This window comes from Bradyrhizobium sp. 192 (assembly GCF_023100965.1).
Taxonomy (GTDB): Bacteria; Pseudomonadota; Alphaproteobacteria; order Rhizobiales; family Xanthobacteraceae; genus Bradyrhizobium; species Bradyrhizobium symbiodeficiens.
This window is the reverse complement of record NZ_CP064691.1, coordinates 17259-33675: the sequence shown is the minus strand read 5'-3', so window position 1 is coordinate 33675 and position 16417 is coordinate 17259. Positions and strand designations below refer to the sequence as shown.

General features: G+C 59.0%; 9 protein-coding genes, 1 tRNA gene and 3 pseudogenes. 8 read left to right on the top strand and 5 right to left on the bottom strand.

Going from position 1 to position 16417, the window contains the following annotated elements:
* Positions 1–397 precede the first annotated feature (397 nt).
* The 3 genes from IVB24_RS38635 to IVB24_RS38625 all read left to right on the top strand — a co-directional run bounded on the left by IVB24_RS38635 (position 398) and on the right by IVB24_RS38625 (position 2932).
* A complete protein-coding gene (locus tag IVB24_RS38635; protein ID WP_247774408.1) occupies positions 398–1474 on the top strand; it encodes a DUF2336 domain-containing protein in 1077 nt (358 codons plus the stop codon).
* Entirely contained in the window at positions 1471–1794 is a 324-nt protein-coding gene (locus tag IVB24_RS38630; RefSeq protein WP_247774341.1) for a PilZ domain-containing protein, read from the top strand. Before IVB24_RS38635 ends, IVB24_RS38630 begins: the two co-directional genes overlap by 4 nt.
* Before the next feature lie 88 nt (positions 1795–1882).
* On the top strand, positions 1883–2932 hold the full coding sequence (locus IVB24_RS38625) for an HD domain-containing phosphohydrolase (protein WP_247774340.1): 1050 nt from the start codon (positions 1883–1885) through the stop codon (positions 2930–2932).
* 329 nt (positions 2933–3261) lie between these two features.
* On the opposite strand, the pseudogene IVB24_RS38620 reads toward IVB24_RS38625, so the two are convergent.
* Positions 3262–3630: pseudogene (locus IVB24_RS38620) on the bottom strand (transposase); the annotation flags it as partial.
* 232 nt (positions 3631–3862) lie between these two features.
* Positions 3863–4003 (bottom strand): annotated as a pseudogene (locus IVB24_RS38615) (SOS response-associated peptidase); the annotation flags it as partial.
* Between the two features lie 436 nt (positions 4004–4439).
* On the opposite strand from IVB24_RS38615, the gene IVB24_RS38610 reads away from it, so the two are divergent.
* Positions 4440–5753 carry a DUF2130 domain-containing protein gene (locus tag IVB24_RS38610; RefSeq protein WP_247774407.1) on the top strand — a complete coding sequence of 438 codons (1314 nt, stop codon included), beginning with the start codon at positions 4440–4442 and terminating at the stop codon, positions 5751–5753.
* 54 nt (positions 5754–5807) lie between these two features.
* A tRNA-Ile gene (locus tag IVB24_RS38605) sits at positions 5808–5883 on the top strand.
* A gap of 387 nt (positions 5884–6270) precedes the next feature.
* On the opposite strand, the gene IVB24_RS38600 is transcribed toward IVB24_RS38605, so the two are convergent.
* Complete coding sequence (locus IVB24_RS38600) at positions 6271–10323, bottom strand: AAA family ATPase (protein WP_247774339.1); 4053 nt, start codon at positions 10321–10323, stop codon at positions 6271–6273.
* Positions 10324–10705: 382 nt separating this feature from the next.
* Between IVB24_RS38600 and IVB24_RS38595 the strand changes: the two genes are divergently transcribed.
* Together IVB24_RS38595 and IVB24_RS38590 are read left to right on the top strand one after the other, a co-directional pair.
* Positions 10706–11065, top strand: a complete 360-nt coding sequence (locus IVB24_RS38595) for a hypothetical protein (RefSeq protein ID WP_247774338.1) — start codon at positions 10706–10708, stop codon at positions 11063–11065.
* On the top strand, positions 11055–11240 hold the full coding sequence (locus IVB24_RS38590) for a hypothetical protein (protein WP_247774337.1): 186 nt from the start codon (positions 11055–11057) through the stop codon (positions 11238–11240). The genes IVB24_RS38595 and IVB24_RS38590 overlap by 11 nt, the downstream gene beginning before the upstream one ends.
* Before the next feature lie 102 nt (positions 11241–11342).
* Here the strand turns inward: IVB24_RS38590 and IVB24_RS38585 are convergent, their stop codons facing one another.
* Complete coding sequence (locus IVB24_RS38585; protein ID WP_247774336.1) at positions 11343–11633, bottom strand: DUF2285 domain-containing protein; 291 nt, start codon at positions 11631–11633, stop codon at positions 11343–11345.
* Positions 11634–11761: 128 nt separating this feature from the next.
* Between IVB24_RS38585 and IVB24_RS38580 the strand changes: the two are divergent.
* Positions 11762–12268 (top strand): annotated as a pseudogene (locus tag IVB24_RS38580) (SOS response-associated peptidase family protein); the annotation flags it as partial.
* Between the two features lie 53 nt (positions 12269–12321).
* Here the strand turns inward: IVB24_RS38580 and IVB24_RS38575 are convergent.
* Complete coding sequence (locus tag IVB24_RS38575; protein ID WP_247774335.1) at positions 12322–16308, bottom strand: hypothetical protein; 3987 nt, start codon at positions 16306–16308, stop codon at positions 12322–12324.
* Positions 16309–16417 lie beyond the last annotated feature (109 nt).

The window sequence follows — 16417 nt, the reverse complement described above, 5'->3', positions numbered from 1 at the left end:
CAAAACACGCAAGGCGCCAATTGCCCGATGCCTTGCCTAGGCCGATGTCAGCTGCAATGTCGCTGAAGGACGTTACGCTCGCCCGGATAAGCTTTTCACCCTCCTGAGGGCCAAATCCCCGAACTTTAAGCGGCCGTCCAAAGGTGGACCGCTATCACGCAAATTATGGCAGCTATCATTCCAAACAAGGGATACAGGGCGGGCTGTCGTCCACGCGCAGGCCGCAGCGTAGATAACAATAGCTTCCCATCGTGAGATAGCAGGTACTCTAATAGCCTCCCAAGCGCTGTTCAGGCGAACAAGAACATACTGCACGCATGTCAGGTATCGCATAAAAGGTATCTTAACAACTTTAGCGCGTAATACCTTCGATACTAAAATGAATTTGGGCCAGCCAATGAGGGCAATTTCTGCGGCCGATCTCATTATTGAGTTGGATGACACCATCGCGAGGAGCTCATCTGAGGTTTGTGCGCGCATGCTCTGGCGCATTACCGAGCTGCTCGTCGACGGTAATAACCGATTGCAAGAGCCGCAGGTCGGCCTGCTTGACGACGTTCTAAATCGCTTAGCCCGGCGGATTGCGCCGGGGACGCTCGCCGAGCTCAGCACGACGCTCGCCGAGCTGAGTACTGCTCCGATGAAGACTCTGCGACGTCTCGCCTCGTGCGGCGATCCGGCGATCGCAGGCCCGATCCTTATGAAATCTCCCGCCTTATCGCCGGCTGATCTCGTGGCGATCGCGACGTCCAGCAGCGAGGATCACCTTCTCGCCATTGCTGGCCGGCGCAGGATCGAAAGCCCAGTGACTGAGGCAATATTGCAGCGCGGCAGCAGCAAGACTTGTCTGGCCGTCATCAGCAATCCGGGTGCTGAATTCTCAGGCGCGGCCTATGCCAATTTGGTCCGTAGGTCTGTGGAGGACGACGAGATCACGAAAGCGCTGACGCTGAGGCCAGACACCCCGGACATGGTGGTTCGGGAGCTGCTGTCGGCATCGCCACGGCCGGCGAATAAGGCTTCCAACGCAAACGCTTCCTCGCAAGTATTAGCGACAGCGAAGCGACCTTACGAGACTGAGTACGCCGCTGCGAGGCCGGAGATCATATCGCTCAATCGGAGCGGAAAGCTGAGCGACTCGACTGTCAATCGATTCGCGATCCGGCGTGAGACAGCCAACCTGTTCACGGCGTTGTCGGTGCTGTCGGGAGCACCGATTGAGGCCATCGAGCAGGTTATGGCAGAGTCCAGTTACGAAGGCCCGGTTATGGCGTGCCGGGCATCGCGCTTGAACTGGCAAACCACGCTGGCGGTCCTCAACACTCGCGGCGCGGGGCTTTCACTAGGCGAACGCGCACGAGCACAGGTGCTGTTCGAAACGCTTCATCTCTCGACCAGCCAATGGTCCGTTCGTTGGGGAGAAATCTCCGCGGGCGCCCACGGTCGCACTGCAAGATCGGCAGGAAACCAATGAAGTTCGACGGTCGCAAGGCGTCTCGAGTGCGCATGGACAACAGACAGCCCGTGAACCTGATGGGCTCCGACGGCACCTGGCGGCGAAGCTGCGTCTTGCTCGATATCTCGAACACCGGCGCCAAGATCGAAGTCGAAGGATCGCTCGATGTTCTCTCGGCGAAGGAGTTCTTCATGCTGCTGTCGTCGACGGGACTGGCCTATCGACGCTGCGAGCTGGTCTGGATCGACGGAACCACGGCTGGCGTCCATTTTATCCAAGCAAATGGCAAGAAGACCCAAACGACCGCGAGCGACAGAGGCGCGCACAAACCAACTTGAGCCGAGCAGTCTCGTCGAAGTGAGCCAATGACCTTGGACCACCGAGGAGGCCATTCAGCCCGGCACCCGACGAACGAAGGCACCAGTCATGTTCGTGCACGTATTGGCCGACACTTCCGAAAAGCTCTTCGGGCTCTGTTCGCTTTTTGGAAAGCAGTTCACCGTTGCCGGCGAGCGGCTCGATGTAGAAGCAAAGCTTCCGCACGCTGCTGCTGCGGTCGTTGTCCGTGCCGACCTGCGGGCGGTCGAAAACATTGCCGCGCTGAAAAAGAGAGCTGCGCGGTTCGCCAAAGCGAAGAAGCGCATCTTCCTCGTCGAGCAAACTTCCCACTTTGGCATCTCGCAAGCTTATGCGCTGGGCGCAACGTTGGTGTTGCCTGGCAAGATCGAGGCAGCCAAGCTCCTGGCCGCTCTGGTCGATCCAGCCGTCCACGGAACTGGGTCGACGAGCGGCATCTCGAAGTCTGACAATGCGGTTGAGGCCGCAGCAGCCGCCATTGCGTCGATGTTCACTTCGATCACCCTCGGGGAGCGGGTCGACGTCGCCGGTCCCAAAGAGGCCGGCCGCAAGATCACCAACCGGATTTCCGAGCATGGGCTATCCGAATGGCTGGCCACTGTGCGGCGCCATCACGAGGGAACGTTCCAGCACTGCCTGCTCGTGACCGGCGTCGCCGTCGATTTCGGCCTCAGTCTCGGTTTTCGTAAAAGTGACCTTGAACGGCTCTCCACCGCTGCCATGTTCCACGACATAGGAAAAGCGAGGGTGCCCTTGGCGATCCTGGACAAGCCAGGACGCCTCGACGACGACGAGCGAGCGTTGGTCGAAACCCACCCAGCGACGGGTTACGATGTGCTGAAGGGGCACGGGGACATCTCACCCGAAGTCCTCGATGCTGTGCGGCACCATCACGAATATCTCGATGGCAGCGGCTATCCTGACCGCCTCTGCGCCGAGAACATCACCGACATCGTTCGCATTCTCACCATTTCGGATATCTTTGCGGCGCTGATCGAACACCGGCCCTACAAGCCGACAATGCCGCGCGCGGCGGCATACGAGATTCTCTGCGGCATGACGGGAAAGCTGGACAGGGCGCTAGTCGTCTCTTTCAAGCATGTTGCGCTTACCAGATAAATTCTGCTGAAACCTATGCAGGGATACTCCAACTCTCGACTCAAGGCGTGATCGGAGGCGGTCTCAATTCCGTGCACTTCGGCTTCTGATGCTGTTGTCTAATCGCTGCTGAGGCGTCAAGCATATAATTTCGTTCAGTGGACACTGCCGGGTGCATGGTTGTCTTCGCGGTCGGCATTAACCGCCGCATGATGGAGCTTCGCAGGACGAGCCTTCAATGTGGACGACGCACTTTGCTGAGTCAGCAGTGCAACAGCATCAGCGGAATGGCTCGGCTCACGTCCCGGCAGGGACACCTTGGGCGTTCGGGTTCTGAACGCGATCGGGGCTTATGCGGTGGCTCCGGCATTCGGATTGAAGAGTTCGCCAGTCTTAAGCATCGTGTGCATTATAACCGCCAGTTTGCGCGCCACGGCCACGGCAGCTCTTTTGAAGCCGATCCTCTCCCGGAGCTTCAGACCCCACGTGCGCAGAGTGCTGTCGGTTGAGCTGCGCGTCAGAATGACCGCAGCCGCTTCGTACAGAAGCCCTCGCAAATGGTGATCGCCCCGTCGGGATATATGGCCGTCATAATCGACTTCTCCGGATTGGTAGCGGCGCGTTGTTAGGCCGATCCAGGCGCCAACAGATCGGGATTTCCTGAAGTTGTCCGGCCTCTCAATGGCTGTTGTGAAGGCGGTTGCGGTGATCGCACCGATATCTTGGTCAAGGCAGGAGCGCCCCATGGCGAACGGATGGAGGTCCGGACGGTGCAGTCCGGGACTACAGCACGTTCCGATGCTTCGATCGGCGGCACGCGGTGCTATGCTGTGTTGCGCCCTTCTGTGAGGGAAATTGTTCATTTTCAACGACCGCACCAATTTGGTGATGATCTTGAATGTTCACGATTTTTCGACGGAAAAATATCAGTGTGCCAATCCCTAGCGAAGATCACCTCTCGGGAGCGGCGTCTTCCTTTTCGCCGCTCGCCACAATCTTCATGGTGTCGTCCGGAAGTGGCCGCTGCAGCGCCTCCGCCTCGTCCCAGGGGGCGCGCATCCAAACGTCGTACTCTTCGGTAGTGATGAGGATCCTGCAGAACGCCGATCGCCCAGCCGCGCAGCGACCGGATCGCTGGTCTTCGTTCCTTCGTCATCAGCATCGGGGTTTCCCGCCGGGACGAATCCTTATGCCGCCCGTATCGTTCCGGCCGTTAGCACAAGGCAGGGCGTCGCCGAACGGACAACCATCCAACCCGTGAAGAGCGGGGCACGTCAATACCTTTAAGACTCAACTTCCTTTGGAGGAGACTCAAGTTCTGTCACAAGGCGCATTCAACCATTTGAAGTTATTACTGAATTGTAGTTCGCATAACATAGATTATGGAATATTTCGACGGATCCGCACGTTCGGATTTCAGATTTGGAAGCCCACAGGTGGAAATCCCATGTGGACACGCACATTCCGCTCTGGCGCCGACACACCAATACGGTTCAATCGCGACTCAGCGACGAATGAGATGAACGCGATGAGCTTCAAAGCGGCAGCCACGAATGGCGCATACGAGCCTACCTTACATTGTCCGAACTGCAATCACGAAATTCGACTGACGGAATCGCTTGCCGCGCCGCTGCTCGAGCAAACCCGCCGTCGCTTCCAGGAACAGCTCGCGGGAAAAGATGCTGAAGTCGCCCGCAAGACTGAGGCGCTCCGTCTGGAACGCGAACAGCTCACCAAGGACCGCGAGGCGGTCGAAGACCAGGTCGCGAAACGATTGACGGCCGAACGCGAGCGGATTGTCGCTTCTGAAGCCAAGAAGGCGCGCGAAGCCTCTGCCGCGGAACTATCAGCGAAAATTAATGAGGCTGCCGAGCTCCGTCAGCTTCTGGAGGCGAATAACCGCAAGCTGGCCGAAGCCCAGCAGGCTCAGGCTGAACTTATTCGCAAGCAGCGCGCGCTGGACGATGAGAAGCGTGAGTTGGACTTGACCATCGAAAAGCGCGTTCAAGCCTCCGTTGCAACGGTTCAGACCAAGGCCAGGCAGGAAGCCGACGACGCTGCCAGGCTTCGCGTTGCCGAAAAGGATCAAACGATCGAGTCGATGGCACGTACGATCGAGGAACTCAAGCGCAAGGCGGAGCAAGGTTCGCAACAGGCCCAAGGCGAAGTCCTCGAATTGGAACTCGAAGAGCTTTTGCGCAGCCGTTTCCCGACGGATATCATAGAACCAGTCGGCAAAGGCGAGCTTGGCGCCGACGTCATCCAGCAGGTCAACGGCGCCGTCGGGCAGCCGGCAGGCATAATCCTATGGGAGACGAAACGTACCAAATCGTGGAGCGACGGTTGGCTGGCGAAGCTCAGGGATGACCAACGGCCGTCGGGCGCCGACGTATCACTCATCATCTCGCACGCGCTACCCAAACACATCGAACAATTCGATCTGATGGATGGCGTGTGGGTCGCTCATCCTCGGTGCGCCCTCCCCGTTGCGGTGGCGCTGCGTCAAGCGCTGGTCGACGTATGCGGCGCACGGCTCGTGCAACAAGGCCAGCAGACAAAGATGGAGCAGGTCTATGACTATCTGACCGGCACCAGATTCCGGCAACGTGTCGAAGCGGTCATCGAGAAATTCAACGACATGAGAGACGACCTGGACAAGGAGCGCAAGTTTATGGGTCGCCAATGGGCTAAACGCGAAACACAGATTGTATCTGTGATAGATTCGACCGTCGGGATGGTCGGCGACCTCCAAGCGATAGCCGGCAAGTCAATGCCTGAAATTCCCAGTTTGGCGCCTCCCTTGCTAGAAGCCGGTGATCCGCCCGAACGCAAAGCGAGCTAGTTTCACTAGACGATCGCCTCCCTTCCCTGCCGCGTCAGCATGACGATTGGGAACGGGCCTGTAGCTCAATGGTTAGAGCCGGCCGCTCATAACGGTCTGGTTGCAGGTTCGAGTCCTGCCGGGCCCACCAAGAATATCAGCATCTTGCTTGGTCTTCGCTGCCCTCAAGGCGACGACCGCACCAGAAACCGCACCAGATACGTCCACTTTTCGTTCGTGCGCGAGCTTGCACACCGCAATCCGCTCGATGGCGCTAGACTGACTTGGCTGACGGTGGATGTCAGTCGCTTCTCGATGAAGCTGTCAATCGCAGGATCTGGTGTGAAGTCGGCCATGTGCAAACTCCGGCGGTCCGCCGCGTAAGCCTATCTCGCTCGACTACCCGAGATAGGACGGCGTCACCAACCCGCTCAACACGTTACCGTCCATTGCCAATTATTCCGGTGGGCGAAGGCAATGCTTCGAACCTAGCTTCGTAAGTCGTACCCGTAAACGATCGCTTGATCCGGAATCATCTTTATGTCGCGGGAGTCCGCTTCCCCATAGCCAGGTTGGTGAGGTAAGTCCGAAATTCTTCGGCCAACCGCGTCTTCGCTGCTGGCGCGACGGTCGCCAGGAAATGCGCGCAATATTGCAGCGTGTGTTCCTGCATGGCGAGGACCTGCATAATGGCTGGAATGTTGGTTGTCGGGTTCCGAAGTAGAAAGGCCTGCTGCTCGACCGCATGTATCCACCGCTCGCGCAACCAATTAGCAAAAATGGGCGCCAATACCGTGTCTAATGTTGATCGCGCGAGGAACTGGATCATATTAAGGGCTGCCACAAATACGTCATCCGGCTGAAGTTCTGACGCACGCGTAGCGACCTGATTGATCGTGAATTCGACGGTTTCGTTCGTCGCGTTGGGCTGCACCGCACCAGCCATGACACCCGCTAGCCGAGTGAGTTCAGGGGAATAGTTCTGTTTGGAGATCGCGGCATGCAACGCCTGCAAGGCTTCGGGCCGCCCCTTCAGACTCGCGGCAATCCCGAAACCAAACAGAGCGTTCGCAAGAAGCCTCTGCCCATTGGGCTCCGCATATTTTTCGGGCGAGGCGGGTTCGATTTCACCATAGGTCGGATCGAGCGGCGAAAAGTTTCTAAAGTTCTGGCCAAGGCTCTGAATATAGAAGAGACCCTCAACCCAACTCGAAACGCTGGCCATGAACTTATGAGCGTCCGAGGCTTTGATCGACGCATCGACTCGCGCGGCGCGAAGGTTGGTCTCCATGGAAGGAATAGCCCTGCCGCCAAGACGACGTCGCATCGAGTCAGCAATTGACGACCCGGCATCGCCAGCGAGATCGGCTTCAGCGAGCAAATACCATCCGATATCGATGTGGCCGAGCGGCATATCACCGAAGTCGGACGGCTCCGGATTGCTGCACATTCCGGGTGCGATGGCGCCTTCTTCCTCCGGCAGCAAGCTCTTCTTACCTGTCACACGAAGGTTCACGCAGAGTACCGCGTGCCGAATAACCCTATGAAGGTATCCAGCCGCGATGGAAGCTGCGGGATTAAATCGAGACAACCCATCCAGGGCCGTAGCCAAGGACAGAATTGCCTCACGAAGGTGTCCCGCCTGGAATTCGGCTATGCCCCGATCGGCGACCAGACCCAGCGTCATCATTGCCATGCCGTCAGCACCATCAGCCACGATTTTCGATCCCGCGGCGTGCGCGGCCCCAAACCACCGCGCCGCGTCTTCCCAGTCGCCCGTTTCGGCTGCGCTTATCCCTGCTTCCCTCAACATAAAGGTCTGTTCGACAAAATCATTTCGCGCAACTTTGTCCGCCGAGTCCCGCAAGAGCTCCAGCGCGGCAGCATGATCCTTCCGGCGATAATAGACCTTAGCGCGCGCCCGCGAGAGAGCCGGATCGGCACCGAGCTGCTGCTCGGCCTCATCCAGAGCTTTCAGGGCACCTTCTGGATTAACCGCATACTCGTCCAACATGACGCATCGAGCGATGTAACAGCGCAGTGCCAATTGACGAAAGCCCCAGCGAAGCGACTGTGCGGCCATTTCGAGATACAGTTGCGCGCACCTCTCGAAGTCGATGCTCTGCCGAGGCTCCGCAAGCCATGCGTGATTGACCATGACCGAAAAACCGTTCGGCAACTCAGCCATGTTCACGACGAGCGCAGCGCGTTGGTCGGCAGAAAGGCTATCGAGGCGGTCAAACACGGCTTTGAGTTCAAGGACGCTATCAATTCCAGAAGCCTGCAACAGAAATAATATGCCGCAGACTGTCGGTGTTTTTATGCCACCGACCGGCTGATTGACGCCTGCAAAATCAACCTTTCTTCCGGCGAGCGCATCAAAGCGCAGGATAAGTCCAATCCAATCAGGTAGCAGCGCAGCCAATGACGTATCACCGAGCGCCTTTCCGATCGCGGACATCTCCAGTTCGGGATGCGTCGATGCTGCCTGCGCGACTTCCCTTTGCAGAGCCTGAAAAGACTCCGCAACCACCTTGCGGTTCCGGGCAGGGGCGCGAAGAACTAATTGTGCGATGCGGAGCAATACCGACACACGGGCATCTTCCGCAAAAATAGGTCGGTCGGTCCTGTGGAGCCGAATGCCGGTGATCCAATCCGCAAGGTCTTTTCTGACGGATTGCTTCGCGGTCAAAATACCGATTGCGAGCTTCAAAAGTGCTGGCTGCGACTTCCCGCGCAAGGCATGAAGAAACGCCGCGTTTGCCTTGAGAATGTCGAATACAGAACCTGCGGTGTATGCCTCTGCGATAGCCCGGTTCACACTGAGCTGAACTGAGGGGCCCAGTGTTTCCTCGCCAGCATTGGCAACGAGCGGTGAAACACGGTATTGCTGTTGCGCGTAAGGTTCGATCCATGGGCCCACCAAAAGATCGAGTTGTTCGCCCGGTGCGGAAATTGGCGGCTGAAGTTCTGCAAGGGCCAGCGCAATCGGCCGATCAAACCTGCCGATCGCCAGGCTAACTCGATACAGAAGGGCTTTGGCGTCATCGGCCAACGCTGTCACGAGTTGGCGTCGCGCAGCGACGCGTTCCGCTTCAACATCGTCTGAACGCTCGAACTCTCGCAGGCGCCTTAGTTCGTCCTCAGGCCACCCTCGCGCCCGCAACCCGGATATCAATGCGTTCACCAGCTGGGGATGGCCGAACCCACCAGCAAGATAAAGTGTCTTCGCCCATTTAGCATCGCCGCTACCGGCGACGACCATCTCCTTGACTTCGTCTTCCGAAAGATCGGGAACGGTCAGGCAAACGTCTTGGTCGAGGCCTGCTTGCACCAGCGCGCGCGTTGATGGTTGATTATAGGCAGTAATGACGCACACGGCGTCGCTGCGCCGGATCATGGAGAGCAGCCGCGCCAAAGCATCACTGACGCCAGGATCGTCAATCTCATTCAGATCGTCCAGAAGGACCACTCGGGGGCGGGTCACCGGAAGTTCGCGGGCGGCCTGTCGCAATTGAGTGACCGATTCTGACGATGAGGCGTTCCGCAGATCACCGATCCGGATGTCGCTGGTTAACTCCCGTGACGCTAGCCTAGAGATGAGCGTTTTCCCTCGCCCGGAGCTCCCAGTGACGATCACGGCGCCACGGGTACGGACACGCTCGAGAACGTCGTTCATCAGCGAGAGCCTGCGCGTCAAGATTGACGGCAAGGGAAGATCAATTTCGGTTGCTAGAACCGTCGGGGCAGCGACACGCTCACCTTGGGACCCGCCGAGCCCGCTTGCAGCCTGTTGCAAAATCGCGTTTGCGGCGTTTCGGGGAACGCGGATGGTTGTGGCATCCTCCAGCAGCTTTAGAAGGCCAAAGGAGTCGAGGCGGCGCGGTTTGCCATGAACGATTGTATCGAGAACATGCATCAGCACCGTGCCGACGAGATCTTCACCATCGTCAGTATATAGTTCGAGTTCCTCCGAACAATAACGCGCCAGCCGCGCCGTGAGGGCGTCCTGAACTGCTGGAAGATCAGGCTGACCGCAGTCCCACTGCACGCGCATCAAAACATCGGCTCGCAACTGTTCATCGTCGCGCGATTTGATGAAGCGCTCGACTCTTTCTGACAGCCCGGCGGCCAGCAAAACCGTACGGAGTGGTGTGACATCGGCAGCGGCCGCCGCCGACCTCCAGTATTCGAGAGTTGGCTTACCTCCCGCGCGGTCCGCGACCGCACGCTCCTGCCCGATTGGAGATGTCGATAAATAATGAACGAAAACATTCGTCTGCGGGTTGCGCTCCACCAGGTCGACAAATGCGTCGAGCGCTTCCTGGACACTTTCCGAATTTATCGTGACGGAAGATGGACCCGTGTCTTTCACTTGAACCGCTTTGAGCGCATCATGCGCGGCTACGGCGTAGTCCTCGGCAACTTCAAGATACAACTCCTCTTGGTTCCGAAGATTGATCCAGGCGAGCGCACTCGTGTAGAGCTGATACGCGTACCCGCGCAGGGAAGCGACCGCTTCTCTTGACGGATCGCCCGCCGGGGGCGCTGTGAGCCGGGGACCGGCATTGAATTGCGATGGTCGGGCCATGATTCGTGAAGCTGACAATCCCGGCAAGAATGTGCAAGGGTAGAACTTTCAGTTACCACACCTTACCCGCGATCAAGCATACTCGTACGGCGACATGCGGTTGGACTTGTTCAGATTGCTCGGCTCGTAGGAGCATATCTCAAGGATGAAGGCACCCGCAGGAGGGTCAGCATAGCGCCGACGCGGTTACGCGGCGGGACCCGGGACCGAGTGCAGCCGCGAGACCGGTTAACCGCATCGACTTTGCCCGAAGAAAACAACAGTAGAACATCTGAATCCTACTGTCGTGAGGCCCGTGGATGGCGCTTGCCAGCCCGAGCGATGGCTGAGCGACAAACGGTTGGCGCACGGTCACCCTGGCGGCTTCTTGCGCAACCACTCGATGCTGCAGATGATTACCTATTGTCGCGATAACCGCCACATCGCCAGGCTTAAGGATCTGCATTCCTGCAAATATTTTCCTGCGTTTCATGCCGACCTCGATACGATGAAGAGTGAGCCCGGCGATCCGTTCGTAGAGCTGCTGTTGTACGACTATGACCGTGCAACGCTCAACCTGAATACCGGCCTGCCATGCGACAACAAGAGAGATGGGAAAGACGAGGCCATGAGTTCTGTCCATCATGGCGTAAGATTCAAGACCGTCAGCATCCCCTTCTGTGCATTCTACGACGACTCATGGCAGATCCGGGACCGCGGCGAGGAGAGCGAAGCTGGAGGTCGAAGACCTCATGAAGTATAAGCGCCTTTCGGGACTCTGGATCATCGTCCTCGCCTTCGTGCTGGCATTCAGACTGGCGAAGATCGGCGCGGAGGCCGCTGTGCTCGCCGCGGACAGTCGGAAGTCTGCAGCAACGCAAGGCGTCTCGTCGACGGTGCCGGAGAAGCCGACAACAGAGGACACTCCAAAGAACTGACGCCGCCTCACGATGGAGGACGTCTTAACGTAGCGCGGTTCCCATTTGTGAGATGGTTTGCCGCCGCATCAATGGCGTCGGAACCACCGAGCACGTAGTGGGTCACCACCTGGCAAGCTTCAGATAGCCACCATTCATGAGCGCTACGCTGCTGGCAACAATTCGGTTGATCCTTTTTCGCAGTGGTGCATTCTTCCATTCGATAGCCGGGATATGATGCGCTTGACCGTCGAGCAGTACCGCTGCGATTTCACGCCGGCTCGCGCCACCTTGCTCGCCGTCGAGCGCGCGGAGCTGGAGCACCAGCCTGGAACGCTGGTTCGGCGAAAGTTGCAAGCTGCGCAACTGAGGCCCGGCGCCCTTGCCTGCAATGCGTCGCTGCAGACGCTGCAAGACTATGTAGTCGTGCGCCGAAGTCCTCATCGAAAAGGAGCAAGAACATGACGCCGTACTTCTGCAAGCCGCCGGGGATCCGGATTCGATGGCGATGATTCCCATACGCCCGGCTGGCGGTCGCTTCGGTGGTTTCGCTCGTAAGCCCGAGAGCGTTCGAGCCGCCGGCGTGTCCCTCAAGCGGCACGGCGACGCCGTCTGACGACTTCAGCGCGCTTGAGCTCGTCCCGATGAAATTCAGCTTCCCGCCCTCCGGCCGGGGCGGTTATCCGGTGTTCAACTTCCGTTCGGAAGGAAGGCGTTTCGACAAGAGCCATCGCTGCCTGATTCCGGCTACCGCATTCTTCGAGTTCACCGGAAAGAAGTACCCGAAGACCAAGCACCGTTTCACCCTCACGGGCGCGCCCTTCATGGCGATTGCAGGGTTGTGGCAGGACGGCAAAGGCAATCAGCCACCGGGCTTTGCGATGTTGACGACCGAGCCCGGACCGGACGTCGCCCCGTACCATGACGATCAGGTTGTTGTGCTTCCGCTTGAGGATTGGTCAGCGTGGATACGGCTCACCAAGCCTGTATCGGAACTCTCGCGGCCGTTGCCGGCACAGTCGCTTGCGGTCGAAACGGTTCGGCGGGGTATAACCGCGACGACAGCTTCTCTCCGTCCCTCGACATATCATTACTTTGGAAGTCAGCTTTTCTTCTTTGGCAGGAACAGAAAGTCGAAACGTCGGATGACCTCGCCGACTACTCGGACGTCCCCGAGGCCGTCAAGAGCGTTGCGAGGCAGCTTGGATCCTTCCTCAAAAGCGGAATGGATGGCGGTCATCAGATCCGGTGGCAGGAATTTTCCGATCTCATCAGCCAAGGCGGTATCTCGATGAACCGCACCCATCATCATCGAAACCAAAAGCCCCTTGCGCGTAGCATGTGTCGCGAGCTTCTTTGCGTAGTCGAGCGCCTGGTCGCTCGTCCCCGCTCGACCCACCGTCATGGACATCAGCACGGCCACTGCCGGCGCGCGCGTCGTCAGTTGTTCAATGGCGATGCGCGCGGTATCGGCGATCTTGAGCGAGTCGCCTGTGACATAGAGCGCCCAACTGGCGCTCTCGGACAGCATGAGGTTCTCGCGCGACATTGCGAGATCGACGACACGTGTCCTGCCCGCTTCGCCGCCATTCCGGGCAACAGCGATCAGTAGCTTGCCGCGCACCGCTGAGTCGCGGCTTGTCCCGGCGATTTCAAGAAGCCTGTCGAGCACGCGTTCAGGCAGATCGCATGACGTTCCCAGGATATCCGCGGCTCCTGTGGCGATAGGATAATCCTGGTCGTCGCCATAGTAGCCGGACTCGGCCGTCCAATTGTCGGCGGCGAGGATAACAAGCGCATCGAGATGGGCTGGATTGCGGCGCGCCTCCATGAGGTCGAGCAAGGAGCGGCGGACACCGCTACCTTTGTCTTCAGCCAGCGCCAAAAGACGCTCTGGTAAAGCACCGAGAGAATGCGGAGCCAGGGCTTTCAGCGCCGCTCGTCTGACATCGGCAAACCGGTGACCGAGCGCGACCTCGACTTGCGGCCAGAGGCTTCGCGCGGCCGCAAGTTCAACCGCCTCTGTCGCGATTGCGATTTCTCTCTGCTCGTCTCCAGCTGTCGACCGAAGAAGCGCATCGATGTCGCTCTCGACGTTCTGACCAATGGACGAGAGCAATTGCGCTCGAACCAGGCGCATCTCGTCATTTGCCGCGACATCGAGATCATGCAGCACGGAAAGAGCCTCTTTCGAGAGGGCGGCAGGCACAACATTCCGCACGGCGAGGCCGCAGATCTCTCGCAGCGGTTCGGGCAGCGCGTTCAGAAATTCGGAGACGAAGCGATCGACGTTCTGCGCCTTGTCCCGCTCCTCGCGCACGGAGCGAAGGTCGATGAAGAGTTCGACGGTGCATGAGGGGGGACGCCGGAGCAACATCTCAACGAGCGGTGTGAGGGATGCCGAAGCATTTTTTGCAAAGCACTCCACGGCGGCAACGCGTGTCTGGTGATCGGGATGTCGGTTAACCAACCGGTCCGCCAGTTTCGGGGCTAACGGATCCTGCCACCTCTTGGTCACCAGCGACCAGAAACGGCTCTCGTGCCTGTGGCCCCAGGCTTTTTCCGATAACGCAAGAATCTCGGCGTCGTCGCAGGTGACGCTCGAGGAACGAAGCAGATCGATCCAGGCGTAAAGTACATCGGCGATTCCCGGATGGTCGCGCAACGCCTGCCATCCGCTCCGCAGGCGCAGCGCCTCCACATAGGCCTTGACGAAACAATCAGCGGTGTGGCCATCCTCGGATGCCGACTCGGCAAGGTGCTGGGCGTAATCTTCGCTGTATTCGCCGTTGCAGATCGCGAGCCAAAGAGCTGGATCGTCCGCACTTCTAAGCTTTGCCTGGTAGGCGATCGCTTCGTCGACCACAGTCGCAAAACTGTGCAGATTCCGAAGGGCGCCGACGGCGATCGCGTCCGCATTCGAGTTGAAACCGTGCCCGACGACCGACGATGCGGCATCGAGAAAGGCACGGTCCAGATTCGGCGTCAGGCGCCTGAGATAATCGGCAAAATCGTCGGGGTAGCCTTCCCGTCCGAAGGGCAGAACGCGACGTACGAAGACGTTGCAAATATCCTCGGTCGATGGATGCGCTGCCATGCGTTGATACCAGTCGTCGTCGTCCGGATCGGGCGACCAGGAATCTCCAAACGAATAGCGCGTTCGGGTGATGGGAATCAGCCAACGGGCGAGTTCGGAAGGGACGCTAGCCGATGATCCAACCGCCGCCGCGAGCGTCAGGATGTTGCTGAAGTCGTCGCCCTCCCTGCTGAGACGCTCGGCAAGCCAAGCGTCGATCGTCTGGCGCGACGCGGCGGCGGGCCTCAATGCAATCTTATCGAGCCGGAGCGCGGCTTGAATCAGATGCGCGGCGGACTCGCGACCCCAATCGTCACAGTTTGCCGTGTCAAGCGCTATGAGGACGTCGACGAGGAGCTGAAGTACCCGCACCGCGCGTCCAGGTTTCCGCTCCATTGCCGCTTCGAGACCTGCCTCAACGCGCGGGTGGTAATAGACGAACGTGCTTTCGACCTGCCGGAGGTTGCGGCCGTTGACGAGGAAGTTGACGAACGGCTCCAGCCCATCCTCGAGCTCCCGCTCGACCGCCCCCAACCCGGCCTGGATGTCGGGGAGCAAGGCACGCGATTGTTTCGGGCGCGCCTTCAGAAGGCCCCATACAACAGTCGCCCATGCCCAAGCTTCTCTGGTTTCGACTTGCTGGACGATGGTGGTTTCAATCGAATCGCGATGGGCCGCCTCAATGCAGCGCCGGGTGTATTGACTCTCGTTCTCGTCCTCGGCCGGACCCTCGGCAAGGCTGTCGAAGTATTTCTGGATCTCGAGCGGGCTCCGAAGCTGATTGAGGGCTTCACCGCGATATCTGGCTGCCACGGCCTGAAACCGCCGCGTTAGATGCGGCAATCGATTTTCAAACAGTCGGACGCGCTCGCGGGTACCATAATTGTCGCTTTCCAATGCGACGTACCATTTCGATGCCAGCAGCCTAGCATGGCTTTCCGCCAGCACGTCGGATCGGCTCGTGATGACAAACCAGCGATTGGCCGTCGCCGTTGCCAGGAATTTGCCTAGTTCGTCGTTCCAGGGCTCGGATTGCGGTTCGAAGCGATAGCGGCCCCACGGATCCTCGATGGAGAATACGACCGGGCCCGGAATCTGGTCGGCCCGCACCTGCTGAGGTCCCTGCGTGACATGCACGACCCTCAGGCCTGGCACGGCGGCCCGCAGCTCATCGAGCAGCACGAGAGAGGCTGTCGTCTTGCCCGTTCCCGAGGCCCCCGTGATGATCACGGCGTGATTGTCGCGCAGCGCCTGCTGCAACTGGGTCCAGTTCGTGGGTTTCACGAAGCTCTCGACCTCTGCCGAACTCGCGATGTAGCCGTCGTGGGAGCGGATCACCGTTTCAAGATCCGCACGGGTCCATACCCCATGTCCTGCACCGCGCATGCGGCTCAACGCCTCGCCTCTCAGCGCAGCTTCGCAGTCATCGAGACGTGAATGCGGAACGCGAAAGGCATCCTCAAGAAGCGCCCGCAGCCGTCCAGCGATTTTTTCGAGATCGATACTTGACAGGATGCCGATCCTGCCGGCTGCGGTCGCCGGCAGCGCAGAAGCGATCGTGGCAGGCAATGCCGCGGCCTTGGGCCATTCGGCGAGATTGGCAATGCGGAGCTCCCGGGCGACGTTCTGGAGATCGGCGCTTGTCACGAGCAGATAACGGGCCTTCTCGTCCCTGAGCCGCTCAGCCGCGGGCATGCGTTCTTTGCCGTGCTTGAGGAGCGCGACAATCTCTGCCGCTGACCACGGGCCGGTATTGCGAAGCTTGGCCTGGATGACGAGGCGGTAGCTCGGCAGGTCAACATCGGACGCAATTGAACCCGGGTCGTCGTCGGTCAGGTCAGCCTCAAGATCTTCCTCGCCGACCGGTTCCAATACGATCTGGCTGGCAAGCTTCTTCGCAAGCACAAGATCCAGCGCCGCCCAGACCGAAACGTCGAGCTGATAGAGATAACCCTCCAGCGAGGTCGCGCCGCTAGAAGAGTTCTGGATCGGGCTTGCGGTGGCGTCCGTCATATCAATTCCACAACAGATTTTAGCTTAGGTTTGGTCTTTGAAACGAAGCGATCATAGTGAGGCGTTCCGGACAGTATCTACTATTTGCGGGACGACCGCTCAGCATTTC